The following is a 25,679-nucleotide window of genomic DNA, read 5'->3' as shown; positions in this document are numbered from 1 at the left end:
TGCTGGGGTTGATGGAACAGCGTGAGGCGCGGGCGAGGCAGGATCTGGAGTCCTGGACAGAGGTCCTGGAGCAGGCTCAGGCGGAGGTGGATGCCACGCGGGAGCGGGTCGAGCGGGCCCGGGTGGGGCGTGAGGAACTCGTGTCGGTGCTGGCCGAGGAGCGCGCGGTTGATACGCCGGTTTCGGCAAGACGCGTCGCGCGCTCGCGTAGCTCGTCGGAGTATTACGGGGAGCAGCCATGATCGGCATCCTTCCGGGTCTTCGATGTCTCCATCAAACCCGGGGCGATTCATCCGCCGATTCGATCTTGAACACACCTTCCGGTACTGGAAGCAACACCTCGGCTGGAACCGGCCCGCCCTGCGCGACCCCCTCGCCGCCGACCGCTGGACCGCCCTTGTCATAACCGTCTACACCCAGCTCCGCCTCGCCCGCCCGCTGACCGGCGACCTCCGCCGCCCCTGGGAACGGCCCCTGCCCATCGACCGCCTGACTCCCGGCCGCGTACGCCGGGGGTTTCCCCAAGTCCGCAGGTCACTGCCCGTTCTCACGAACCCCGCGAAACCCTCCCGCCCCGGCCCCGGACGCCCACCCGGCCGCCCCAACTACCGGAAAGCCCCCGTCTACAACGTGGGAAACGCCCTGCTCGAGAACGATCAACGAACAGACGAGCGACACTCCGAACGGTCAGCCTCTTGAACACCGCAGTTTTATCTCAAGCTGAGTTCAGCACGGAGCACGAGCCTGTCGAGGTCGGGCCCGCCCTCACCATCCAGGAAGCGTCCCGCATGGTCGACCTCAGGCAGATCTACTGCGTCGGCCACATCGGCCACAAAGCGGCGACCGGTCGTTCATCGTGGAGTGCGTGGGCAGCAAAGGCCGGACCCTGGGCCCGGCGGCGTCCCGCGGCGCTGAGATGCTGATACTCGACCCACGGCCGGACGATCCGCTCTCCTTCTTCAGGTAATTCACCACCAGCCGCATGACCAGCACCGTTCAAAGTCGGTGGATCTCAATGGGTCGGATCCCGGGAAGACAGGCACGAGCACAGGCCGCTACGACAGGGCGTTGGGCGGACACGGCCGTACGGGCATCGGCCTGCGGAGGGCGGCAAGCGCGCATGCCAACGGACCGCATCGCCACCTTGACCGGGTCAAGGTGCGCTTCAGCCCAGTCAAGTGGCCCGGTCCCCACAAGGTCCCCGAGAATGATCAGAAGGCCGTTCCAGATCTCCTCTGAAATAGCCCCTGACCTGCGACTTCGTAAAGTCGGGACGACAGGATTTGAACCTGCGACCCCTTGACCCCCAGAAGCTGAGGCCGAGGTCAGGGCGTCCATCCAGGCCAGGGAGTCAAGCAAACGTCCAGGTCAGAGGCCTCGGGCCGGAGCTGCTGTGACGTGGTCTGTGAGAAATGTGTGAGACGGTCCGGCCTTGGTTGTGGTGTGCCGGAAGTGCCACAGTGGGGTTTATGGAGGAAAAAGGGGATCGCGTCAAGTCTGGGCTGTTCCCCTCACCCGAGCAGGAACAGGTCTTGGGCGAGATCGTTTACAGTGGAGCCATTGGAGCCATCTCCGAGGAGGAGATCAGAGCACGTCTGGGACGTGCAGGGTTCGCGCGGCACCACGCTGATGACGTGGTGACGGCCGTGGAATGGCTGCAGGATGATCTGTCTTTGTCATCCATGGATGACGCGATGCGCTGGGGCCCGGAGTCGTAGCCGCATGCCTCCGACGTTGTGCGGCACTGTTGTGTCACTGGAGCTTCGTAGACAGGTTCTAGTAGGCCGGATGGCCGTTTGATCAACAAGGCGTGAAGCGCCCGCCTAGTGGATCTACACGGGCTCTAGGCCGAGATTTGAAAACTCCCTGCTCGGGAACGAGTGCTGCACGTACGCTTGCTTGGCATGAACAACCACCCTCAGACCCGGTGCGGCTGGTGCCAGCATGACACCGTCATGATGCCCGTCGAGCATCAGCCGATCATCCAGCAGCGTCGTTCGTCTGGACGGGATTACCATGACGCTCCTGGCGATCTTGGCTGGGCTATCTTCACCTGCGCTGGGTGTGGTGCTGCGTCTCTTTCGCATGGTTTCTATCCCGAACTCGGCCGACCGGGGAAGCTGTATATGCACGACTTCATGCCGCTCAACTGGTATCCGCAGGCTCCCTTGGTCAAGGATTACCCGGACAGCGTGCCGCCAGCGATCGCGAAGGTGGCCGCTGAAGCACACGGATCGATGAGTGTGGGTCACCACCAGGCCGCCGTGCTGATGGCTCGGACGACCGTCGAGGCTGTGGCCAAGGCGCAGGGCATCACGCAGGGCAACCTTGTCGCCAAGATCGACGGGCTCTACAACCAGCACTTGGTGTACGAGCATGTACGCGACGCCGCCCATGAAGTCCGCTTCATCGGTAACGATGCTGCTCACGCCGACTTGGTAGACAACCCCATCAGCGAGGAAGAAGCGTCAGCCATCCTGGAGCTGATGGACATGGTCTTGGACGGTGTGTTCATCGCGCCAGCGAAGACCGCAGCGCAGAGGGCTGCACGTTTGGCGAAGAAAGCAGCAGCAAGCGGTCCGACAGCAGCATCCACACCGTAAGAACGGGGACGTTAGCCCGCCCCTGCCCTCTTTTTGCGCCACGGTTCACCAACCGCCGGCCAGGGTGTACCGGAGAGGTAGGTGGGTGGTTCATCGGAGAGGCTGGCCCAGACGACTTTGCTCGTCTCGGACTGACGGACGCCCCAGTCGTCGGTGATGCCACTGACGAGGCGGAGCCCTCGGGCACCGGCACGTGGGCAGGGCACCACTGTGGTGAGCGGATCCTCGATCCCGATCATCAGGCTTCCTCCGACTGCGCTGAGGCGCAGACCTATCTCCGATTGCGGCTCATGAAGTGAGACCGCCTTGATCGCGTTTTCCATCAGCTCTGAGACGACAAGACGTGCGTCATCGAGGAGGCAGGCGAGCCCCCACCACATCAGGGCGTAGGTGGTAAGGACGCGAGCCTTGATGGTCGCGGAACCGGTAACAGGGAGTGTCAGGCTCATCGAGCGGGGACGAGGGTCGCTGGTCATCGCCCGCCTCCCAGTGGTGCATCACTACTCTCATTCCGCATGGGTCCCACCGTCAACGCGCGTACGAGATCCAGGGAAGGAGTGAGGTCAGACGGCACGAGCCATCCCCAAATGCGGGTGTGCATGGACAAGTGGGAGCATTGGAGGTGAGGGAAGGTGTGACGCTCGGGCCATCACGAGGGCGCAAGGCGAGCCTTCATCCCGAGAAGATCGTTTGACCATTGCAAAAGATCTTGAAATGTGTAATAATTAGCTGGCGTATTGCGATGTTCATGTCAAGTAGCGCACACCTAAATGGAACGTTTTCGAAAATCACAAGCAGAAGGTAAGGATAAAGAGATGAAGTCAGCCGAGACTAGCAAGAAGGAAGATTCGAGGCCAGCGCCAAAGTCGCAGGTTACCGGGAATCAGGTATTCACTCGAGAGCCGGTTTTGGGTCTTTTTATCGTACCGAATCCCCCTCTCGGTCCTTACCGGCGTAGACGCGGCAAGGGGAATCCTCCTAAGTCATCATAGGGGTCATTGACCAACTACTTCTCGGGCCACTTTTTCCATGAGCTTTCGTAGTTTTTGATGCTCCTCCGGCAAAAGCAATGACAGAATCGACATTGGCTCCTCTTTTTTTCCTGCGTCTTCCGACTCTTCCACGTATCGAGTTGTATTCAGGGATATTGCTCCAATAGTGAGAATGTCGGCTCCCTTCTCGATTCGGACGGGCACAGCATAGGTGCCACGCCATATATAGTATGGGCTAGTCGCCGATACGTTACCATATAGCGCTTTCCCTTGGAACATTGCTTGAATGACGGGATAGGTCGAGTTAGCGACTATTTCAACGTTTTTTGTGCCTGACCATTGCGGCTCTCGATGTATCCAAGTGGAACTTCCTATCAGGTTCAGAGCATACGGAGCGCTGCGGGAGCCATGCTTGCGGGCACGTAGCCAGAGAAAGAGCCCAAAGCGTTCTTTCGGTCCGTTTACGTCGTACTCTCCGCTGTCCTTGTGTTCAGCGATAAAGTTATTGAGAAGCTTGCCGATACTATGTCCTTTTTCCAGTGAGTAATGTAGCCTATCGCTTAGCTTTTGTGCCGCCTCGCCAGTGAGAGTGTCAGCGCGTCGATCGCTATCTAGATGAGAATAACAGTCATCGAGCTGTCTCGTGAATCTGATCCCATACTTCAGACATGCAGGCTCTTTTGAGTTCATCAAGTATTCCTCGGGAAAGGTGAGTGCCAGATCGAGTTCCCAGAATACTTGAGTCAGTTGCGAAAATGATTTGAGAACAATAGGGCGCATGTTTAGTTTTTGTTCTAGGTACTCGGCTTTCTTTAGGGCGTAGCGTTTTGAGTCTCTGTCTTCATAGTTCTTGATTGCTTCTGGAACCATAAGGACAAATGGCCGAAGGGTGTGGTCTTTGATTGAGTCTTTTATGTCCCACAAGGGACCTGTTAGATTGGGGTCAGTGACACTGACACCCACGAAGATCACGCAAGTTTTCTGAAGTTGCTTTTTGATCAACTCGCGAACTGATGGGCCAGACTTAAGGAAATCGGACTCACTGAGGACAATTGGTTCTATGGGGTCCTCGTCGCCAATTCCCAACATTCCATGGACATGGAGTACGTCGCCAACTTTGTTGGATTTGCTCCATTCTTCACCTAGTTCTTCTGCAACTAGACCAACCGGTTTTGTTTTCCTTACGTATTTATCCAGTGCAGCTTCGAGGATCCCATCAAAATTGGTTGTAATTATGCGGGCTCTCTTAGTTTTACCAAGCGAGGCACTGGTTCTCGCCAGCGCATCGGCTAGTGGACCAGGAGTGACATGGTCTGATCCGCTGTACAGGGCGTGCCGAATGACTTCTATTGGCGTCTTCTTGGGCTTTGAGGCCTCCCTGGCCATTTGAATCACGAACTCAGCTTTTCGTGTCATTTCTACTGGGTCACTCATGGCCAACTCTTGCAAGATGCGATCCTCCGGTCGGCCGGATGACCCTATTTGTTGACAGATCTTGTTGATTAGTTCTGGCCAGCTAGGCAGGCTTGCATCTCGGGACACGCCTGCCCCTACAATGAACGTAACCGGCGTGTCGCTATACGCTACGACTTGAAAGAGGTCTCGAAGATAGGGTTGCTCTTTCAGCGAGAAGGCATACTTGGATGTGAGGGATTCCACGGTTATCATTTCACTTCCCCCATCTTGCCTGACTACTATTCCGCTATTATCTTAACGCTGCGCGTTAAGATCCGCGAGACAACTTGCCGCATGCTTGAACCCTGGTAAAATACGTAAGCTCTCTTACATCTTCCCTTGCAGTCTTACCGTATAATTCGTTCTCATATGGCAGAACGAGCAAGACCTACATTTGATGAACAGGCAGTCGCGAAGGCGTTAGGCACTGAGGGATCCCCGGTGACCGATCCCGCCTACGGCGAGGGGCAACACTTCCAAGTCCGCTCGGACAACGCTTTTTTGAGCCTCGACACGTTCCCTGAAGCGGGCGTCTCCCGCATCACCACCATGGGCGCGAGGATCGAGCTCTTTGGCGGGACGCTTCCCACAGTTGAAGACGAAGGCATCGTCTTCATGCGCAAGGACGCGGAGCATGAGCACTCAACCGTTGCTCTCCATCCCGATGGCGCGTTGACGCTGGGATACCAGGTCGACACTGGCCCCGCCTCCGTCCCGGGTCTTCCCGACGACGTTGAGGACACCGTGCAGATCATCACCAACCATGAAGCTGTCCACACGCCTACCGAGCCCGCCGGCTCGGAGCCCGAAGCATCACCTGTTGTGGTTGCTGGCCCCAAGCCTCCGGAGAAGGCCGGCGGCCTGGAGCGCATGCCAGGTGCTTTCCCTGACGAGCGCCCGATGATCCAGCGCGTCGTGACAGCAGAGCCTGATCCCACGACCAACGGCCACGTTCAGCCCGCGCCCAAGGTGCGGGAGGCTGTCGCGGAGAACCCTCAGGACGAGCACCCGCTCGACCGAGCTGCACGCATCAGAGCTCAGGACCAGGCGCGCAGGGAGCCCGCGGCCGACACGACCGAGGCCAAGGAGCAAGACGGCCAGCGCGTGAAGCTGGTTGGCCGGCTCGGACGCACTCCGACCTTTCGTACTACCGCTAGCGACAAGCTCGTTGGGAAGTTCCCGCTTGCCGTCCACCTGGAGAACGGTGAGACCGAGTGGCACGACATCCTCGCCTTCGGTCAACGCGCAGATGAACTCCAACAGCGCGTCGAGTCCGAGCAGTTGAAGAAGGGCAACGAGGTCGAGGTTGTTGGATACCGCCATGAGCGCGAGTACAAGGGGCGTAACGGCGAGATGAAGAAGGCGCGGGAGATTAACTCAGTCGCAGTGGTTCGCCGCTGAGTCCGCGTTACCCCGGTGTCCGGGGTTTCTGTTCCCGATAGTAAGTAAGAAGGAACTCGTCTCCCGCGCTCCCTTTGGGGACGGTATAGTGCCGCCCCGACCACGAGCGGATGGGCGAGTAGCCCCAAGTGGCTCCAACCCCTGGGCAGTCTTACGCTTGATGGGGGCACGGGGCCTATGCCGTGGGCGCCTCGTCTTATGGGCGCCTCGTCTTTCCGTCAGTCCGGATTCAGCGAGGCTCGCCATGAATTACGTCACATCGGATCGCAAGTGGTGCGAGGAGCATCCCGACTTCCTTATCAAGTACCTTGATACTCTTCCCTCATCTAAGGTCGTGGGCACGATTATGGATTTCCATAAGCGGACCCTTACGGAGGAGGAGAGGAAGTCAACTTCGGGTATCGCCGCAATGACGGCAATAATGATGCTATATGTGCAGCAGCGCAAAAAAGCTGAAGAGGAAGGAACCTTCCAGCTCAAGCCCCCGCTCCTCGATGACGAGGTGCCGCCGTACCTGCGTCGGCGCATACCGTGCTCTCGCCGCTGCGGACAAACCTTCCGTGTTGACACAACCCTTCGGCGCACAACAGATGACACCATAGCGCCCAATGTAACGCCGAAAGTTACGACGCTTACTGATGACAGAGGCGTGAAGCGCCAGTGTGCTCGGGTTCAGTGTTCTGTCTGTGACCGTATCTACCGAGCTGCGGATTACACAGTTGAGATGGTCCATGAGGCTATCCGTAAAGGTGACTTCAAGAGCCAACGCCGGTCCTTTGAAAGGTGGTTGAAGCTGCTTGAGGAAGAGCAAGTCGAAGAGCGGGGACTAGCTGGAGCTACAACTGCTACCGTCACCCTTGGCCGTGAACTCCCAAGAGACCAGCCGGTCACAGTGACTGCCGAGGAGATGTGCTCAGGGACGTATGTCCTTGGCACGCAGGGTGCCGGTAAGTCGTCACTGCTTGAGCACCTTGCTCTTCAACGGCTGGAGCAGAGTGACAGCGTCATGGTGATCGATCCTCATGGTCAGCTGGTTGACAGTATCATTGCCCGCATGCCGCAGGAGCGCGTTGCGGATACGTACCTACTTGACCTCGCAGACGCGCGCCGCTTTCCTTTCCGGCTCAATATTTTTCACTGTACTGATCCTTCGGATGAGACCGAGCGGGCTCGGACCCGCGGACGGGTATTCCGGGTGTTCCGCCGTATCTGGCCAGAGATAGAGTCGGGTCAATACGCCGAGAAGATCCTCCGCTACGTCACAAACACCTTGATCTACAACCCCGATTGCACGTTGGTTGACGTTCCCGACTGGTTTCGACGTCCTGGTGCCGTGGGCCCAGCACTTCGCAATGTCCAGGACGGGGATACACGGGCGTTCTGGGAGTATGACCTCTCCTCGCTCTCTCCCCGAGAACGGTCTATCCAGACCGAGCCCTTCCTTAATCGGCTTGGAAGGCTTCTCGCAGAGGACGTGTTGCGTCGCCTACTGTGCAACCCTGGGCCCCCTCTGGACGTGGGCCAACTCGTACGCAAGCGTCGCAGTCTCCTCGTCAAGCTACCCGTTGATTCTGATGTCATCGGCGAGGCCGCCGGCTTGGTTGGCGTCACCCTCTTCTCCCTCATCTACGCTGCTACTTTTGATGAACGGGGTAAGGACTGGCGCGACAACTACACGTTGATCGTCGACGAGTTCCAGAACTTTGTCACGAGTGAGTTCGTCAAACTCTTCGTCGGTGGACGCAAGTACGGAGCCAAGCTGGTCCTGGCACATCAATACACCAATCAGCTTGACCAGCCCGGCCTGGATATGAACAGGAGGGGCGTTCTCACCGCCCGCAATGTCGTCTCGTTCCACACAACACCCCATGACGCCACGGAAGTCGCTCCCCTCTTCGCCCCACTTGAGAAGACCTGGGGCCGAGATAATCTCGTGGCCGACGTTGCTGATGCTCTTGGGCGGCATCCCGTTGAGGCCGTGAAGAAGTTTGCCCTTCGGCATGTCCAACCGCTCATCCAGGCCAGCAGCCACTCACGGAACGGATCTGCGGACTTTGGCTGGGGCGAAGTCTCGTACTATTCCCCCTTGAAAATCAGGCACGCTCTAGCGCTGCTCAACGAGTTCCTTTACGAGGCTGAGCGGGACGGACGCGTGAGCGCAAGCAAGAAGGAAGCCTTCATTGAGGCTGTGTACAGTGCTGATTGTTTCCCATACGGGGAAAGGGATGCAGCTAAGGTTCGGCTCGATGTTGACTTGTCCTCCGTGACTGTCGCTCTGATCGACGAGCCCATTTTGGAGCGCCAGCTGGCGACTGGCGCCAAAGAGGTTGTGACGCTACTACCCGCCCTCCCCTCTCGAACAGCCTTCGTCAAGGCAGGAGAGCGTACCTACCAAATGGAAACGTATCCCCTGCCTGGAAAGGTCGAGCAACATCCCGCGCAGCAGCGCGAAGAGGCCCTCATTGAGCAAACACGCCGTGAGTACTGCTCAACCCGTGACACAGTCGACGAGCGGATCGCGACAAGCCCATGTCGGCGTCCCCCTGCTCACGAACCAACAAAGCAACTGTCAGAACAACCACGAGACAGCAAGAAAGAGTCGAAGTCACCTCCAATCAGTCGGAGGTCGCCAAAGCGGTAAAGCGGCTTTCTTACGGGAGTCTTACGGCCAGGACCAAGAGTTCTCACGCGCGTTTGGCAAAGTGTTGCAATGGAGAAACGTCCCGAGCTATATCAACAGCCACGCTCCACCTCCCTTCGCATAGGGGAGGTCGATCACGCGATCCTCTCGGCGGTGAACCGTCACCAGTACCTGACTGCCGCCCAGGTTGGTCGTCTGCTCTACCCGGACGCTCGCGATGAGAACCGATACGTCCAGCGCCGTCTTCGACGTCTGACCGAGGCCGGCTACCTCCTCAAGACTTCGCGAGCTCCCCTCTCCCCGCTTCGGATCAGCACCCCACGTCTTCACGCTGGCCGACAAGGGACGTCACTACCTGGCCGGGCAAGGCGTTGAGCTCGCCAATTCCTACTACCGTCCCTCCGAGGAACGTCGGAAGGCGCAGGACAATCCCTTCATGGAGCACACGCTCGCCGCGGTCGACGTCCTGGTGGCAGCGGAGCACTTGTGCCGTATCGACACACGGGTCACGCTCACGCGTCTTCTTGCCGAGCGCCAGCTCAAGCGAATGAACGTGCGCGTACAGCCCGTCGGCGGCCACGACGACTCTCGTGCCGTCGCGGTCATCCCTGATGCCTGGTTCGAGCTCCAGGTGCTCGATGAGCCCCCGATTGCGATTGCTCTGGAGCTTGACCGCAGCACGGAGCACCAGAACCACTGGCGCCGCAAGATCGCAGCCCTCACAGCCTGGGCCGAGGGCCCGTACCGTGCAGCCTTCCAGGCCGACAACCTCACCGTGGCAGTCGTAACACCCAGCAGACAGCGGCGAGAGCAACTGACCGACTGGACGACCCGAGAGCTTCAGACGATCGGCCGTACCGGCCTTGCTGAGCTCTTCCTTCTCACTGAGGCCTCGCCCGTGACCACGCCGCCCGAGACGTTCTTCTTTGAGCCGCTCTGGTATCCCGCAGGCGAACATGACCCCGTGAGTCTGCTCGATGCGCCTGAATCTGCTGAAGAGGAGGTGAGCCTCAGTCAGCCGCCTGTCTCCGCGTACAACTACAACCTCTCGCAGCCGGTGGAGCGGGAGATCGAATGAGGTTTTTTCCTGCCCACGAGCCGCGTATCCCGCTAGGCACCTATCGGAACTGGTTCTTCCCACGGACGCTCTACCTGCCGCTTGATGCCGCCCGTACCCACATGCACGTGTTGGGCAAGACCGGATCAGGTAAGAGCTACTTCCTCGCCTCGCTGTTCCTCTCCCTGTACTTGGCCGGCCAGCCGGTTACCCTCATCGATCCTCACGGCGACCTCGCGCAGCTGGTGCTCGCCCAGCTCGTTGCCCAGGGCCAGCTTGAGACGGCTGAACAGCGGCAGCGACTCCTCTACCTGGATCTTCCGGCAGCAGCCGCAGAAGGCCGCTACCTCCCCTTCAACTTCCTGGCGCAGCCGTACGACGACCACGCAATGGCCGAGCACGTCACCGAAGCGGCCAGACGGGCATGGCCCGAGCTCGCGCACGGTGCCCCAACCTTTGAAAACATCCTGAAGCACTCGGTCGTGGCCCTGCGGGAGGCAGGGCTTCCGCTCACCTGCCTATCGGACCTGCTCACCGATACGTCCTTTCGCAACGACATCCTTCAGACGCGTGTCCATGACCCCCAGGTCATCCGCTTCTTCCGATTACGCATGGACATGTGGGGGCGAGACGCGCCCGTCATGAAGGAGTCCACGCTCAACCGGGCCGACCTACTCACCCTCTCCCCCATCCTCCGCTACGCCCTCGGGCACCAGGACAACGTCCTGGACTTTCGTCGGCTCATCGATTCTGGAACGTCGCTGATCGTCAACCTCTCAGTCGCCTCACCCGATACGCGCCGGCTCTTTGGTTGCCTACTCACCGTTGGCATGGAGACGGCAGCCCTCAGCCGTGCCAACCTTCGGGCCGCCGGTCGACGACTCCGGACCCCCCATGTCCTGATGATCGACGAGTTCTCCCAATTCATGGCCCAGAGCGAGGAGAGCCTCACGCGCATGCTCTCCGAGACCCGCAAGTACAAGCTGTACTGCGTCATGGCACACCAAAACTGGAGCCAGGCATCAGACCGTCTGAAGGGAGCCCTTCAGAACGTCGGCATCGAGGCCATCTTCAAGGCCGGCCGGCCTGATGCGGAGTACTCGGCCCGGCTCTTCGGGACAGTTGACACCGAGGCCATCAAGCACGTGGTAGCCGACGAGGCAGCCGAGAAGCGCACGCACCCCACGTTCTACCCGCTTCCCGAGCAGTGGGAGCACACGACCCAGGAGATTCAACAGCTGGACGTCGGCGAAGCTTTCTTCCGTCTTCCCGACGACCGCCTCCAACGCCTCCAACGCGTCCACACACCGCGTCTGCCCGACCTTCCGCCTGTCCCCCACGGCCTTGACGAGATCGAGCGCTACTACCTCGATCGGTACTTCCAACCACCACCCGTAGGAAGTGGAACACTGCCACCGTCGATCGACAGCCAGCCGCTGACCGTTTCTCCGGTCATTGGTCGAAGAGTCGGAGCGCAGGCACCGAAGGCTCGGTCACCCTCCGGCAGAACTGTTTTTGCTTACTCCAGACGGAAAGGCGGACGTTGACTTTTGAGTGTCGGATTTGTTATAAGTAAGGCATATGTTACAGGCACCCATTCACATTGAGCATTCTGACCGTCTCCGTCGGGAGATTAGTGCTCGTCCCACCGCCCAGCAGAAACCCCGTGAAACAGCGGGTGATGCGCTGCTATGGCTCGCAAAGCTCGGTGAAGAGCTGAAGGTTACTGGCCCCGCAGACCTATCGTCTCGCATCGACGACTACCTGTATGGAGGAGCGTAGATCCAGCATCATCATTGCCGACACCAGTGGGCTGGTGTCTCTCTTTCATCCGATGGACAGTAATCACGGTTTAGCGGTGGCAGCGGCCAATCGTCTCCGCGAGAACAACGCTACTGTGTTGATCCCAGTTGCCGTTTATCTGGAACTACTCAACATCCTTGGCCGGATAATGGGCCACAATGCTGCTACTCGGGTAGCAGAAGGGATGTCAGATCACTTCGTGATTCTCAACAACATAAGCACCTGGTCACTCAAAGAGTCACTGAGGCTGTTCGCTGAATCCTCAGTAGGCATCAGCCACACAGACTGTGTTGTCATGGTTTCCTGCGACGAATACGAGACCCGTGAGATCTTCGGATTCGACAAAGCCTTCGCCCAGTCTGGGTACCAGATAATTACTAGATCGTAGCTTGCGCCCCACCAAGGTTCCCATCACACAGTGCCAGACCGGCTGCCGCATGCTGCGCGACGACTGACAGCATGGCGTAATGTTCCCTCTTCAGATCTCCTGCGTTTGGGGCATCGATCATCAGGACCCCGTAGGTTGCTTGCTCCGTACGTACCGGACAGAAGGCAAGAGTCTGAAAGTCTCGCTGCTTAGCAGGCCAGCGAACGGCGCTCTTCGGACTTCGCAAGTTTTCTTCGAAGGCCCCCTTATTGTTTCGGATGGCATCGAAGATGTAATCGGCGTGTTTAGTTCCTTTAATCAGATCCTTCAGGGCGCCACGAGGACTATCCGAGTGACACGAGACAGCCAATTTGCTAGGTCCGTCTACGTGAAAGAAACTCACCCGGAGATCACGGACGTCGTTTGCACAGGTTGCCGCCGCCTTTACTGCTCTCTCCTTGACAGAATGCTCGTACCCTCGTCGTCGATCTTCAGGCGCACCGGCCAGTTTCTGCGAGAACTCGTTCAATTGGAAAAATTGATTGAGATAGTCGTACATCAAATTCCGTGCATTTACCTCGCTTTCCTTATTCAGATCCTCGACCTGTTGTTCTAGCGTCTGTACTTGCTGCGCCTCCTTTCGTTGCCAAGCGAGGGGTAGCCACACAGCGAAGAAGGCCCCAGTTACACCGCCCGCAGTAATGAGGGAAAATTCCCACGTACTGAGGTCGATGACATCGAATCCAGCTATCGATTGAAGAGCAAATGCGACTGCGCCGGCCCCGCTTGGGATGGCGAGCTTCACCTTCCTTGGCCAAGTCCATGGTTTCAGTGCTGCTGCCATGACACCAACGGTACGATCCGTTTTTGCGCTGCGCTCGACGAAAGCGGATACAACACCCGTCTGGCTCTTACCGCTTGACAGTAGTTTCACTCGATGTTAAAAACAGGATAGGGCAACTTTGCCCGAAATATGGGAAGCCCAGAAAGACGACACAAACCCGCTAACCATGGAGCACAGGACATAGACCCAGCGCTCCCTTGGGGTCAGTATCGACATCTTCGCAAGTCCTTTAGCGATGACGCCAAATTTGTCGAGGCGCATTTAGAGCAAGCAGGTATAACCGTTACCGATCACCAGAAGGCCGCGATACTTGAGTTTGTCCAATATGTATCCAGCGTTCGAGAGGCCGTTCAAGGTCAAGACACTCCATCAAGCTCACTGGCCTCAGATCAGGTACGGGAACACCGAAAGTCGCCTCTGCGGCGGGCAGTCCTTTTCATCAAGAAAAAGATGCCCCACGCTTAAGGTCATACTACTTTCCTCCCTTAATTGACGGTCTCCTGCGGTCTTCGCTCTCGGGTCAAGGGTCAGCGGAGGAACGTAGCTGACTTGCGTAGCCCTTGACGCGCAGGGAAACCGCGGCATCATCACGTCAAAGGAAGGAAGGGGTATCCCATAGCTGGAAACCTCTCTGAGTCCCCATGTCGCACAATAGAAGTCTGGCGACGGGGTTTTGAGGCTAGCTGTGGTTCAGTGTGTCGTCTCTGGGCCTGTAGTCGTGGGGTGGGTTTTGATTTCAGCTTTAGCTGGTACGAAAAACCGAGTGCTCCACGGTTTGCTACCTGCTGGTTGTAGAGTCGGCTTATAATTTAGGTGGGATAGACCACGTGGCTTGATGAGTCTTTCTTGATCTCTTTTGATATAATCAGGAGTTTCTTTGTTTTTCACCATTCTTGGTCCGGCTTGTGGAGTCGGCCGTGGGCTCGTGGGCCACGATCTTCGTTACGGGGATCTCCTTCCGGATATTCGTCCCACGAGAAATGTCGGTCTTCTCCGAAGACGCTATGATGGGTACAGTCTGGTCCATCCTTGAGCGTTGGACGGTAGTTGAACTGAATGATTCCTCCTCGGATCCCGTCCAAGCTCAGTGGCCCCATTGCACTGTCGTAGAGGTCACCAATCTGCTGAGGTTCCGGATTGGTTTCCGGCGGAGATACATCCTCGTATTCATGGTAGCTATCGCTGCTGCCATAGCTACCGTAGCTCGATGATCCGTATCCGCTGCCGAAGATCCCTGGGTCCTCGCCTCCGGGAGGCGGAGGAGGTTCTGTGCCAAACATGGGCAACAACCTTTCCTGAGCATGCGATGCGGCTGTCCTTGGTGGGCAGGTCGAGTGGTCCTGAGGCTTTACCCACCTCCCACGTGTCGGGGCCCTACGCAGGGAGGGCTCGTCGGCCACTTGAGGGCAGGCCGGTGTCTGCCCGATTCGCTGGCGAGCGTAAGCCCTCCCTGCTCCCAACACGATGCAGGCCACCGGCCAAACCCTCAGGACGAAGAGCTACTCGTCGAGAGGGCTGGCTGTCGCCAAGCTATGGCACTGGCAGGTACCGCACGCTTGGCCTACCTCAACTCGCGCTTTTCGGCTTGCCCCATGCATTCTTGCCTTATGGAGCCAGTGAAGATTCTTAACGTTGTCTGCTCTATCGAGCCGGGACAGACTGAGACCATTTCTGTGCCCAATCCGGAGAGGGACCAGATCGTCAGCGTTTACGCTTATGAGTGGGAAGGCAGTCAGGCGCCCCAGCCTAAACCTTCTGTCGTTCCAGTGAACTGGGGCACGACTTCATCTGATGCTTTTATCGAGGAACATGTAACTCGGGTGACTTTCGCCAATTGGGCACCGTCTGGTGAGGGCTTGCCGAGTGAGTCCATCACGTTGAACGTTACTGTCCTATATCAGGCGGGAAGCCATTCCTAGTTCTGCTTTCAACGAGACAGGCCACCGGCCAAAAGCCTCAGGCCGAGGAGCCTGCCGGACCGGCTGCTTGGGGTTAGCCCTGGCAGGGTCTAGCCACCCTCTCTGGCTTCCCACTGATGAGGCCTTCCCCACCATTCGACTGGCCCGTGGCTCATCGAGGTAGTCCTCGTACCCGGTTAGGCCCACCATTGCCAGCAGATCCAACAGCTGCATATCCGAGTGCGCCACGCCAATGCATCGTTCTGCCTCTGGGCAGCGCACCACGACCCGCCGTCCGGTTTCTCCGGGGAGCAGTCGTTCCACGATGATCAGTGCCGATGTCATGGGCTTGTTGATAGTCGAATTAGTAGCGTCCTTCTTACTCTCAGTATGCATGGCAGGGACACGTGCAGCGACGTATGAGCAGAATGCCCTGATGGCCGGGAAGCGGGATGTCCGTGGTCTGTCGGCAGTCAACATGGAGGCCGGCGTAGTCAGGACGAGCGGCGAGTGCACACTCAGCCGACCGCGTTGAGAGATCGTTTGTGGTTGGCGTGCTCATCCCAAGTGTCCCGCTCGGTTGAGCTCTGTGACCCGGGCGCGTAGCGCTTCGGTGTCCGTCGCCAACCTGACCTTCTTGGGGTCGGCGTCCCACTCCACTCCCCCACCCGGAGGGCGCAGCTGTAGGTACGGTCCTTCGTGCCCCATCACGTAGCCGATCTTGTCGCGTGCTGTATCGATGGCCAGAGTGTTGAGCGATAGCCCGGTGCTCATCCCGCTTGACTCCCCTGCCGCAGTGATTCCGCCAGGCGCATGGCGACATCCGCTCGTACACGACCAAGTTCCACCAGGCCGAGGCTCGGTGATGCTGCGTCAACTCGCAGCGACGGCAGCACGATGCCCGCCTCATCGAGGGCTGCCCTGAGGGACTCAGCTGCTGCGAAGGGATCGATGGTCTGGGTCTGCAGTGTCTTGCGTGCCATGAACAGGACGGTAGGAAGGCAGAGTTGACACCCGCTACGCCATGTTCTCAAATGTTCTCGGGTTCTGGTCGAATGTTCTTCAGTAGTCGCATGAAGGAGGCCGCACGCTATAGCAGGGGCCTTCGGGCTTGGTGAAGCTTGAGATGTCGCCTCACTTCATCCCAGGGAGATCACCATGGCTCGACGACTCCGCTTCAACGGAACCGACAGCAAGAACGGTGGATGTCCTGCCATCCATGAAGACCTCGACACGGGCGAGATCGTCATCCAGGGAGCACCTCTCTCTGATCCCGAGGACCTTCCCCAGCTTCAGTACTTCGGCTCTGGTGACGCCGCGGTGGTGGTACCACGCGAGTTGCTCGTCAATCACGGCCCCAAGGAGATCAAGCGCGTGCCCAAGCTCATCGACCTGGACGAGTTCGGCCGGCTCTTTACGACCTTCGCTCACACGGCCTGGCGCCTGGAGACCCGCCGCGGTTACGCGTCTGACCGTGAGGACCTGACCTACACAGAGTTCGTCCAGACCGGTGCCATCACGCTGGACTACGACGACGAGTGGTCACGCAACATCCGAGCCCAGACAGCAGCCGGCAAGACCATCGGACGGGTACGGATCGTTGACCAGCCGCCCACGATCGAACAGCTCTTCCTGCTCACCGACGCGCCCCGCAACGCTGCTGCCGGTGAAGACATGCGCTACTTGTGGCGCAACGACGCTGAGGCGCAGCACCTCCCCGCCGAGGATTTCTGGATCTTCGACTCTCGGTTGGTTGCCCGGCTCAACTTCGACGATGATGACGTCCTCCTGGACGTCGAGGTGATCACGGAACCCGCCGAGGTTCTCCGATACTGCCAGGTGCGCGACGCTGCGATCCATCACGCCGTCCCCTACGAGGCCTTCGCGCCTCAGGTGGCTGAGAAGGGATAGCGAGCGAGTACAGCCGGTGAGCACGGATTACCAGCAGGCCCGGGAAGCCCTCGGAGCACGTCTGCGTGAACTGCGTCTCTACGCTCCCGGAGGCCGACTCACCGGTACCCAACTGGCACAGCGGCTGGGCTGGCCGCACTCCAAGATCTACAAACTGGAGAACGGCCAGCAGACCGCCACCATGGAAGATCTGCACGCTTGGGCCCAGGGCGTTGAGCAACCCGGGGTGTTCGAGGAGCTGGAGGCACGCCTCAGAGGCTCTGAATCCCACATCCGCTCATGGCGCCGCCAACTCGCCGGTGGACACCGGCCCGTCCAAGAGAGCTGGAACACCGAGGTCTCCAAGGCCACGATGATCTATGCCTGGGAAGAGGCCGTCATCGTCGGCATGCTGCAGACAGCCGATTACGCCCGCCACATGTTTCTTCGCTACGCCGAGCTTCAGAACTCCGTGCGCGACACCGAGGAAGCGGTACGCGCCAGGATGAAGCGCCAGGAGTGGCTGTACCAGGCGGGCAAGAAGCTTCACGTCCTCATGTGGGAGGCAGCGCTCCATGCCTTGATCTGCCCACCCTCTGTCCTCGCCGGCCAGCTCGACCGACTCGCAGGCGTCATCGGGATGGACACGGTGGAACTCGGGATCATCCCTCTTGGAGCGTCACTCAAGATCCCCACAGCCAACGGCTTCTGGATCCTCGACGACCGACTTGTGATTGCCGAGGACTGGCACGCTGAACTCTGGCTCGATGACTCAGACAGCGTCGCCGCGTACATGCGTGTGTGGCGAAGACTGCAGGAGTCGGCAGTGTACGGAGCTGATGCGCACAGTGTCATTTTCCGTGCGCGACAGGCCCTCAACGGACGTTCGGCTAACCCCTGAGCCGGGGTGTCGGTGGGAAGCTTCTATGTAGTCGCCTCTCGGTTCAACCGCCAGGCGACGGAAGACCTTTACCGCAACAGATGCGACAACTTGGGCTAGAGAGACCAAAGTTATCTGCTCTTAGCGTAGTCACAGAGAGTGCTAATATCCTCGCGGAACACAACGACGTGTGACAGGTAGGTCCTCTGTGGGCTACGAGATAGATTTCCTCCCCGTTGGGGACGAGTCGAGCGGCGGCGACGCCATCGCTCTTCGGTACGGCAACCTCTACGGCTCGCGCAGCGAGCAGACCGTGATCGTCATTGATGGTGGCTACCTCAAAGCTGGTGAGGCCCTCGTCGAGCACATCCGGAAGCACTACAACACCGGCATCGTTGATCTTGTTGTTTCAACGCACCCGGATCAGGACCACATCAGTGGGCTGAGGGTCGTGCTGGAGGAGCTGACAGTCAAGAAGCTCCTCATGCACCTCCCCTGGAGCCATTCGTCCGACATGGCGCGAGCCAAGATGATCCTCTCCCTTAACGCCCGGGCGCTTAAGACCGAGCTGCGGGACTCCCTTCAGGGCGCGACCGACCTTGAAGAGGTCGCCAAGGCGCAGGGCGTCCCCATCGAGGAACCATTCCTCGACTGGACGAGTGACGACGGTGTCTTCCGTGTGCTCGGTCCCACCGAGGACTACTACCGGGAGCTGCTCGCGGAGATCGTCGAGCCCGACTCCGAGGCGGCAGCGAGGGCGAGTTGGGAAACGCTGGTACACAAGCTGCTCGCCGGGACCTCCCATGAAGACCTCGACACAGAGACGCTGGGGGAGAACGGAGAGACCTCCGCCAAAAACAACACCAGCACCATCTGCTTGTTGGAGGTCGACGGGCGGAAGCTCCTGTTCACGGGCGATGCTGGGATTCCCGCTCTTGGCCAGGCGCTTGATGTCCTTGAAGCCGAAGGTTTCAAGCCCGGTGATCTGCGGTTTGTTCAGGTGCCCCACCACGGCAGCCGCCGGAACGTAAGTCCGTCGATTCTCAACCGACTCCTCGGGCCCAAGGAGCAGACGACCGTCATCGGGACGGCCTTCGCGTCGGTCCCCAAGAAGAACCCCGAGCACAAGCACCCCGCGAAGAAGACGACGAACGCCTTCCGCCGGCGGGGATACCCTGTCCATCTGACACAGGGGGTGTCGAAGTGGTCTTACTTCGACGCGCCAGACCGCGAGGGTTACAGCACCTCCACCCCCGAGCCGCTGCACACTTCCGTGGAAGACAACGGGGATAAGTAGCGTGCTCTGGTTGGACGACTACGAGCGCCGGGCGCGACTTGCGCCTGGCCTCCTCGCTCTACTGCCCCTCAGCGTTGCATTGGCCGTTCTTGGACTGAGCAAGGCTCCCGTGGTCGTATCGGCTCTCACCGCGCTGTCACTGGCCGGTGGTCCCGTTGTTCTCGCTGAACTCGTGCGCCACCAAGGTCGGAAGGTTCAGGAGGTGCTCTGGGCTTCATGGGGTGGCTCGCCGACCATCCAGAAGCTCCAGCTACGGCAGGAGGGGCAGAACTCGCTGCAACGAGAGTCCTGGCGGAAGGCCGTGTCATTCGTGACCGGCATCGAACTTGCCTCGGCTCGCAGCGAGCGGGCGAACCCGACCAAGGCCGACGAAGCGATCGACGTTGCCGTGGGGCAGATACGGAGCCTCACGCGAGACGAAGCTAAGTTCCCCCTCGTGCGTGCCGAGAACCGAAGTTACGGGTTTCATCGGAACCTCTACGGCATCCGCTGGACCGGGCGTATCACCGCGCTGCTGGTGGTACTCGGTGTACTGGCGTACATGCTGTGGCTCGCGCACTACGAGCATCAGGCTGCGTTTACGCTCAGCAATACTCTCGCCCTCCTCGCCACGGTGGCCTGTCTCGTCATCTGGTACGTCCTCCCATCAGAAGTGCGGATGCAGAATGCCGCTGAAAGGTACGCGTACGAGCTGCTGCAAGCTGCCGTCGTCCTCGCCGCCGAGAAGGCCGAGCCCACCCCCGAGGGGACGCAGTAGGCCACATACCCACCCGGGTGCTTAGGTGCGTTTTACTTGCTCATAAGACCCACCTTAGGTACTTGGCTTTGCTTGATGTGATGGCTTTGCTTGATGTGATGTGCTTTGCCTCCCTTAATTGACGGTTTCCTGCGGCCTTCCCTCTCGGGTCAAGGACCGGCGGAGGTACGGAGCCGGCGTGCGAAGTCCTTGACGCGCAGGGAAGCCGCAGGCATCCTCACGCCAGAAGGAGGGAAAGCTATACGACTCAACCATTATTCCTTATTGACATTAGTGATCGTTTTTCAGTATTCTGATACAGAATAAGAGATTGCGTCGAGACAACCTGTCCAGGCTTTCGATTCATCTAACTTGATATGGTAATTTCTATTGCGTCACAGAAAGGTGGTGTCGGCAAGACATCCTCAAGCATCTCCCTCGCAGCAGGGCTGGCCCGAAAGGGTAAACGAGTACTCCTCGTCGACATAGACTCCCAGTCAAACAGCAGTAAAGTGCTGCTTCCTAACTATACGCAGATCCAGAAGAACCAGACGATCTACGCCACGATCCTGGAACGTAGCCCGCTCCCGATCCACGAGACAATAATACTCAACCTGGATATTGTGCCCTCGCATATACTGCTCTCCAATACCGATGTCGAGCTGACGACAGCGATCGATCATCGGGAAGAGCGACTAAAGCGGGAGCTTGATGCTGTAAGGGATCGCTACGACTACATTCTCGTTGACTGCCCCCCTGCCCTCTCATGGCTAACAGTCAACGCCTTCACAGCGTCGGATAAGGTCATCGTTGTTGTGGCGCCTGGATATTTTGAACTTGACTCCATCGTCCAAATAAGCAAGACACTCAAGGAAGTCCGCGAACTCTTTAACTCTCATCTTGAGCTCGCCGGTTTCTTGTTTGCCATGGCTGATTCGACTGTTAACAGTCGAACGTCCCTGCAGATCTTGCGCCAGACGTACACCGGCTCGGTTTTTAATACCGTCATTCCGCGCAATACTGACCTCAGAGATGCTCACTTCAATCGTCAGGACGTGTTCTCGTTCAATCCGAAGTCGCCGGCAGCCCTCGCTTACACCAAGCTAATTGGCGAACTGTTCGACCTATGAATAAGAAGCTGGACATCGGTAACATAAGGAGCGACCTCGAAGGGTCTTCCTTTTTCTCCCGCCCGGTGAGGGAGCCATCCTCGCTTGTACCTGAATCGGGGACTTTCCCTAAACTGGCCGACCATAATCTACCCGTTCGCCCGAACGACCGGCCGCCCGTTCGCCCACCTGGCAAACGCATCATCACCCGAAACTCATTTGAGCTCTACGAGGATCAAATGGATTCGCTACGTGACCTTGCCTACCTTGAGAAGAGACAGGGAAAGATGGGCAGCATGTCTGCAATGGTTCGGCAAGCGATTGACAACTACCTTCAGGAACATTCCCCAAAGAAGTGACCCCGAACGCCCGAACGATCGTGAATCCGTTCGTCCGAACGACGCGTCGACGCATCGTGCCAACGTAGCAACGGGACTATTCAAGGCTTCTCGGATTTGCTTACATCAAATAGCAGACCAGGCAGCCGCCGTCTCCCCCGCGCAAGTGGGGTTTGCGACTAAAGACGGACTAGCCTGCCGCAATCGAAGTGACCGACTGACCGAAGCAAACACGATCGATCCGTTAAGTACTGGATCTTTCTAGGACGCTGGTTTACTACCAGTCAATCTGAGTTACCTCATCGAGAAACGGCTCTTGTCTTGTCTTTGGAAAAAGGCGAGGCGGAGCCTCGATAGGCAAGCGAAGGGAATGAGAGAACGAAGAGAGCGGGAATAGGGGAGCCTTCAAGGGGGATCTAAGGGGGTTTCTTTGTCGTGGGACAAACGCGCCGAGGTTAAAGCATGAGCCCACTGTTCACGCCTGAATAAATCGGTTTGTACCAGCCCATGTGTGTAGCCGGGTACAGAAGTTGATCGTAAAAGGTGATCGAGTAGCTTCTGTACTCATACCGGTTGGTTGTCGGGTGTCGTACCGTTTCAGGCCGGTACATCAGCCGGTACACAAGGAGCGATCAGCGGAAGCATCCTGCGGATGGTTCATAGCTGGAAGGAACAGCCCGCTTACCAGCGGGTTTGGGTGTCATCGGACGGGGGGAGTCAGCCGCACCACAAGGGTCAGAACGGAGCTCCCGTGCGGTCGGTGGCGCGGCTGACTCCCCCCGTCCTCTCCACCACCACACAAGGTCTTTGACCTTAGGCCCTTCGGGGTGTGCTGGCTCCGAGTCCACCCCCAAAGGGGGCCGAAGTGGCGGCTCGGCGGCATTCCTTCCAGACCTTCCTTCCGCCGTGCCGCAATGAGCCGCTACGCGGTTTGACTGGATCCGTGCCGGATCAAGACATGGATGGCTTCGCCATAAAGGGAGCCGGCTCGATACCCGAGCTGTAGAGCTTGGCCGCGTTGAGCCTGCCGGTTTTGGTTTGGCTTCGGGGTATCGCGCACCTTTGCGCCTCCTCGCGCGTTCGCAGCGTGCCACATGGCTTCCACAGTCGCGTCAAGACAGCCCTATGGGCTCCGCTGCGGCGGCTGCGCTATCGCTTTGATCTTGACCCGTCAGTGCACTATGTGCCCTGTGGACTACGCGCAAGAAGGCGCAGAAAGGAGGTGAGTTGATATGGAGTACACAATCATTCGGGTATACCGGGTTCCAGGAGCCACCCAGCGGGAAGCAACGGACCGGTTCATGGAGGCCCGCGAGTTTGGCGTTGAGCGGGACTTCCACGTACGGGATCTTGTGAAGCCGCCGGTAGGCAGGTTTCAGGCCATGCTGAAGCGGACCTCATGGTGGGATCTTGTGCGCCGACAACTCTTGGGAAGGTGAGGTGCCTTCCTTAGCTGGGGTTGCTTCCTCTGCTGCTTGATTGGTTTTACTATTTCCTCACGCCTGCTTTGTCCGATTCCTTGGTATTGGCGAGGCCGGCGTCTAAAATGGAAGGAGGCCGGTGAGCATTTTTTGGGCAGCCGAGCATCCTCTGTCTTCACTCTCTGATCCGTGAGAATGTTCCGTCTGCCCCGTCTCTGTTGATGGGTGGCAGCCGCCGAGGAGGGCAACCACCTATGCACCCAACACTTGATGAGATCCGCTCCTGGGGAGCGACGGTTGGTGTATCCCATGCCGCTCGTGCGCTGGGTATCTCCAAGTCGCATCTGTACGAGCTGATCAAGCGGGGCGAGGTGCCCTTCCGCGTCGTGGCGTTTGGCAGCCGCTACCGGGTGATTACGGCGTCTTTGCTTGCCTACCTCGAAGGTGCGTGAGCCAGCAGCGCTCAGGCACTGTTTTGTTTGTGTGGGCTCGCTTACACTCGTTTCAGCTCCAGGGGGGTCAATCACAGTAGGTGACTCAGGTGAGCGACCCAATAAAGAAGATCACGCTCGTGGACGGCACGGTGCGATACCGCTTCGTCACCGATGGTCCGCGCCGGCCCGACGGAAACCGTCGGCAGATCACCAAGACCTTTGACACCAAGAGGGAAGCCCGCGACGAGTTGGCGAGGATTCGCCATCAGTCCAAAACAGGCGAGTATGTGGCGCCAACCAAACTAACGGTCAATGAGCTGTTGGACATCTGGCTTCGGACCGCGACACGGGACGTCGAGGAAAGCACCGCTTCCAATTATGACAACGCGCTTCGCCCCATCCGGGCTTTTCTGGGCACCAGACGGGTGCAGCAGCTTTCCGAGGAGGATGTTGAAGCGTTCGTTGATTGGATGGTCACCAGTGCCCGCCGTCGTGGCGGAAAAGTGGGAACGGGCCTAGGGGTCCGCTCCATACAACTCACCATGGGGAGATTCCGCTCAGCTCTCAATCTCGCGGTACGCCGCGGCTGGGTGGTCCGAAACGTTGCCGAGCACGTTCGGATATCCCGAGACGCAAGGACCAAGGCCAAGCAGAACAAGCCTGAATACAAGCCCTGGGACGAGGCCGAGGTAAAGGCTTTCATCGAGGCCAGCAAGGACCATCGGCTGTTTGGAGTCATGCTGCTCGCACTCATCGCCGAGCGTCCAGCCGAGGTGTGTGGTGCCCGGTGGGCCGACGACGTTGACCTTGACGGTGCCGGGACGATCGCCATCGGCAACACCCGCACCCTGGTCTATGACCGCCGTCTGGAGAAGGGCGAGCGCAACAAGGTCGTCGAGAAGCAGCCCAAGACCGAGAATGGCAAGCGCGTCCTTCCGCTACCCAAGCCGGTGTACACGGCGCTCACGGTGTTTCGTGCACAACAGGCCCAGGAGAAGGCTGCGGCCGGGGGCGCGTACGAGGATTCAGGTTACGTCGTGGTTGACGAACTGGGCCGCCCGTTCAAGACAGACAAGCTTCGGCGTGAGACGCAGAAGCTCATGGAGGAAGCAGGGGTGCGCAGGGTCCGTCTCTACGACGCGCGTCACGCCTGTCTTTCTTGGATGGCCAACAACGGCGTACCTGACACCGTCGTCTCAGCATGGGCCGGACACAGCGACCTGTCCTTCACCAAGCGGGTGTACGTGCATCCCGACCCGCAGAGCCTCAAGGCTGGCTCGGACAAGCTCAGCGAGCTGCTCGGCTGACCCACAGGGTGGCCACTGTCAATCATTCGAGTGATGTCTGGACTCGTGGTCCCATGTCGCGTGATGAGCGGTTGCCGTCGGGGTTCACCATGTGCAGCGAGGTAGTGCTCAAGACGGTGCGTGGTGTCTGCCTCAGAGGGGAAAATCGGCGCCCCTGCCCGTCCAGGGCGGGGGCCCGCTTCATGTAGTTCTGGCTTGTGACACGAGAGCGCGGCCCACGTTCTCGTCGGCCAAGAAAGCGTGCAGGGGCAGGCCAGCACGGGGGGAACCAGCCCGCCCCTGCACTCGACCCTCATGATCGGGTCATCTGGTACAGCGTATCGTGCACCGCGAATGTCACCAGGAAGAAGCTAGGGCTGTCTGACGCGCGGTCAGGTTCCTTCCTCGTCGGCAAATGGTGGGCTTCCCGTCCCAGCGATTCTCAGCTCAGTTGAGCCAGGACCAGCATCGCTCCTGACGATGAAGACGCGGGCTTCCCATCCCTGCTCCGTACTGAGGAGCAGGTTGTCGGTCTGGCGAATACGCCACACGTCCGTCGTGGTCCTGGCGTGGATGGTTCCAATCCACCTCGGCTGGCCGCCATAAACGTGCTCCTGGTCGTCAAACGGATCGGTGAGCAGCGTCTTGTACTCGGTGAAGGACACCAGCTGAGCGGTTACCTTGTATGGGACTCCATCGGCGATCACGCGCGCCGGCCCGTTATATTTCCCCATGACCACCACGATTACAGTAGGTCGGCGTGTGAGGCACGCACACGCCCCGCAGCCATGACTGTCGACGCGCAAAAACCACCCGCCTGGTTGCTGGCTCACTGGGTAGCCCAACGGCTGCGCAGAGCGTGGCCGCGTCTTGTCACCTCGGCACGTCATCACGGCGGGCAATTGTGAGAAATTGTGAGACAAGAGTCCCAGAAACGATCAAGGGCCTCGTCTCACGTGAGTGATCCAAGGCCCTGACCTGCGATGACAGTTCATCGAACTGTCGGGACGACAGGATTTGAACCTGCGACCCCTTGACCCCCAGTCAAGTGCGCTACCAAGCTGCGCCACGTCCCGATGCGTATCGCGCGGGTGAACCGCGTGATCACGCAGGTCAACCCTACCGCATGGGGAGCCGTTCCCCGGCCCGTGCCGACGGCCGGTCCGGGCGCCGGGTCCAGCCGGCGAGACCCACCGTCGAGACGGCGACGGCGAGGACGGCCCACCA

21 protein-coding genes, 1 tRNA gene and 3 pseudogenes are annotated in these 25,679 nt (G+C 59.1%); 18 read left to right on the top strand and 7 right to left on the bottom strand.

Features of this window, described 5'->3' with window-relative positions; all coding sequences use genetic code 11:
- The 4 genes and pseudogenes from ABZ281_RS04180 to ABZ281_RS04165 form a co-directional block, all read left to right on the top strand.
- Positions 1-242: pseudogene (locus tag ABZ281_RS04180) on the top strand (hypothetical protein); the annotation flags it as partial.
- 46 nt (positions 243-288) lie between these two features.
- Positions 289-699: pseudogene (locus tag ABZ281_RS04175) on the top strand (transposase); the annotation flags it as partial.
- Between the two features lie 770 nt (positions 700-1,469).
- Positions 1,470-1,718 (top strand): hypothetical protein, encoded by a 249-nt coding sequence (locus ABZ281_RS04170; RefSeq protein WP_356651891.1) that lies wholly within the window; start codon positions 1,470-1,472, stop codon positions 1,716-1,718.
- A gap of 186 nt (positions 1,719-1,904) precedes the next feature.
- Entirely contained in the window at positions 1,905-2,603 is a 699-nt protein-coding gene (locus ABZ281_RS04165) for a DUF4145 domain-containing protein (RefSeq protein ID WP_356651889.1), read from the top strand.
- Between the two features lie 11 nt (positions 2,604-2,614).
- On the opposite strand, the gene ABZ281_RS04160 is transcribed toward ABZ281_RS04165, so the two are convergent.
- The gene (locus tag ABZ281_RS04160) at positions 2,615-3,079 is read right to left on the bottom strand and encodes an ATP-binding protein (RefSeq protein ID WP_356651887.1); all 465 of its coding nucleotides are present in this window, start codon (positions 3,077-3,079) and stop codon (positions 2,615-2,617) included.
- 519 nt (positions 3,080-3,598) lie between these two features.
- On the bottom strand, positions 3,599-5,254 hold the full coding sequence (locus ABZ281_RS04155) for an SIR2 family protein (protein ID WP_356651885.1): 1,656 nt from the start codon (positions 5,252-5,254) through the stop codon (positions 3,599-3,601).
- Positions 5,255-5,491: 237 nt separating this feature from the next.
- Here ABZ281_RS04155 and ABZ281_RS04150 point away from each other — a divergent pair, with 237 nt between their 5' ends.
- The 6 genes and pseudogenes from ABZ281_RS04150 (at position 5,492) to ABZ281_RS04125 (ending at position 12,340) form a co-directional block, all read left to right on the top strand.
- Positions 5,492-6,451, top strand: coding sequence for a single-stranded DNA-binding protein (locus ABZ281_RS04150; protein ID WP_356651883.1), 960 nt, complete (start codon positions 5,492-5,494; stop codon positions 6,449-6,451).
- A 244-nt stretch (positions 6,452-6,695) separates the two neighbouring features.
- The gene (locus tag ABZ281_RS04145) at positions 6,696-9,092 is read left to right on the top strand and encodes a hypothetical protein (RefSeq protein WP_356651881.1); all 2,397 of its coding nucleotides are present in this window, start codon (positions 6,696-6,698) and stop codon (positions 9,090-9,092) included.
- Between the two features lie 69 nt (positions 9,093-9,161).
- Entirely contained in the window at positions 9,162-9,467 is a 306-nt protein-coding gene (locus ABZ281_RS04140; RefSeq protein ID WP_356651879.1) for a replication-relaxation family protein, read from the top strand.
- Positions 9,406-10,170 (top strand): annotated as a pseudogene (locus ABZ281_RS04135) (replication-relaxation family protein); the annotation flags it as partial. The gene ABZ281_RS04140 and the pseudogene ABZ281_RS04135, both read left to right, overlap by 62 nt.
- On the top strand, positions 10,167-11,696 hold the full coding sequence (locus ABZ281_RS04130) for a DUF87 domain-containing protein (protein WP_356651877.1): 1,530 nt from the start codon (positions 10,167-10,169) through the stop codon (positions 11,694-11,696). The pseudogene ABZ281_RS04135 and the gene ABZ281_RS04130, both read left to right, overlap by 4 nt.
- 221 nt (positions 11,697-11,917) lie before the next feature.
- The gene (locus ABZ281_RS04125; protein ID WP_356651875.1) at positions 11,918-12,340 is read left to right on the top strand and encodes a PIN domain-containing protein; all 423 of its coding nucleotides are present in this window, start codon (positions 11,918-11,920) and stop codon (positions 12,338-12,340) included.
- Here ABZ281_RS04125 and ABZ281_RS04120 read toward each other — a convergent pair.
- The 3 genes from ABZ281_RS04120 to ABZ281_RS04110 all read right to left on the bottom strand — a co-directional run bounded on the left by ABZ281_RS04120 (position 12,330) and on the right by ABZ281_RS04110 (position 16,044).
- Positions 12,330-13,163 carry a GAF domain-containing protein gene (locus ABZ281_RS04120; protein WP_356651873.1) on the bottom strand — a complete coding sequence of 278 codons (834 nt, stop codon included), beginning with the start codon at positions 13,161-13,163 and terminating at the stop codon, positions 12,330-12,332. The genes ABZ281_RS04125 and ABZ281_RS04120 overlap by 11 nt on opposite strands.
- Before the next feature lie 2,456 nt (positions 13,164-15,619).
- Positions 15,620-15,835: a hypothetical protein gene (locus ABZ281_RS04115; protein WP_356651871.1), complete on the bottom strand. Its 216-nt coding sequence runs from the start codon at positions 15,833-15,835 to the stop codon at positions 15,620-15,622.
- On the bottom strand, positions 15,832-16,044 hold the full coding sequence (locus ABZ281_RS04110) for a hypothetical protein (protein WP_356651869.1): 213 nt from the start codon (positions 16,042-16,044) through the stop codon (positions 15,832-15,834). The genes ABZ281_RS04115 and ABZ281_RS04110 overlap by 4 nt, the downstream gene beginning before the upstream one ends.
- A 175-nt stretch (positions 16,045-16,219) precedes the next feature.
- Here ABZ281_RS04110 and ABZ281_RS04105 point away from each other — a divergent pair, with 175 nt between their 5' ends.
- The 8 genes from ABZ281_RS04105 to ABZ281_RS04070 all read left to right on the top strand — a co-directional run bounded on the left by ABZ281_RS04105 (position 16,220) and on the right by ABZ281_RS04070 (position 24,473).
- A complete protein-coding gene (locus tag ABZ281_RS04105; protein WP_356651867.1) occupies positions 16,220-16,972 on the top strand; it encodes a DUF6879 family protein in 753 nt (250 codons plus the stop codon).
- A gap of 16 nt (positions 16,973-16,988) precedes the next feature.
- Positions 16,989-17,852: a helix-turn-helix transcriptional regulator gene (locus tag ABZ281_RS04100; RefSeq protein WP_356651865.1), complete on the top strand. Its 864-nt coding sequence runs from the start codon at positions 16,989-16,991 to the stop codon at positions 17,850-17,852.
- Between the two features lie 187 nt (positions 17,853-18,039).
- Positions 18,040-19,128 carry an MBL fold metallo-hydrolase gene (locus ABZ281_RS04095; RefSeq protein ID WP_356651863.1) on the top strand — a complete coding sequence of 363 codons (1,089 nt, stop codon included), beginning with the start codon at positions 18,040-18,042 and terminating at the stop codon, positions 19,126-19,128.
- Between the two features lie 10 nt (positions 19,129-19,138).
- Entirely contained in the window at positions 19,139-19,885 is a 747-nt protein-coding gene (locus ABZ281_RS04090) for a hypothetical protein (protein WP_356651861.1), read from the top strand.
- A gap of 356 nt (positions 19,886-20,241) precedes the next feature.
- Positions 20,242-20,994 (top strand): AAA family ATPase, encoded by a 753-nt coding sequence (locus ABZ281_RS04085; RefSeq protein ID WP_356651859.1) that lies wholly within the window; start codon positions 20,242-20,244, stop codon positions 20,992-20,994.
- A complete protein-coding gene (locus tag ABZ281_RS04080; RefSeq protein WP_356651857.1) occupies positions 20,991-21,332 on the top strand; it encodes a hypothetical protein in 342 nt (113 codons plus the stop codon). Before ABZ281_RS04085 ends, ABZ281_RS04080 begins: the two co-directional genes overlap by 4 nt.
- Before the next feature lie 1,654 nt (positions 21,333-22,986).
- Positions 22,987-23,184, top strand: coding sequence for a helix-turn-helix domain-containing protein (locus ABZ281_RS04075; RefSeq protein WP_356651855.1), 198 nt, complete (start codon positions 22,987-22,989; stop codon positions 23,182-23,184).
- Between the two features lie 89 nt (positions 23,185-23,273).
- Positions 23,274-24,473, top strand: coding sequence for a tyrosine-type recombinase/integrase (locus ABZ281_RS04070; RefSeq protein ID WP_356651853.1), 1,200 nt, complete (start codon positions 23,274-23,276; stop codon positions 24,471-24,473).
- A 371-nt stretch (positions 24,474-24,844) separates the two neighbouring features.
- Here ABZ281_RS04070 and ABZ281_RS04065 read toward each other — a convergent pair whose 3' ends face one another.
- Both ABZ281_RS04065 and ABZ281_RS04060 read right to left on the bottom strand, forming a co-directional pair.
- Positions 24,845-25,195, bottom strand: coding sequence for a hypothetical protein (locus ABZ281_RS04065; RefSeq protein WP_356651851.1), 351 nt, complete (start codon positions 25,193-25,195; stop codon positions 24,845-24,847).
- Positions 25,196-25,454: 259 nt separating this feature from the next.
- Positions 25,455-25,528 (bottom strand) — tRNA-Pro (locus ABZ281_RS04060).
- Positions 25,529-25,679 lie beyond the last annotated feature (151 nt).

Source organism: Streptomyces sp. NPDC006265, from assembly GCF_040613555.1.
Classification (GTDB): domain Bacteria; phylum Actinomycetota; class Actinomycetes; order Streptomycetales; family Streptomycetaceae; genus Streptomyces.
Note: the sequence above shows the minus strand (reverse complement) of the source record. Positions and strands in the feature narration are given on the sequence as shown.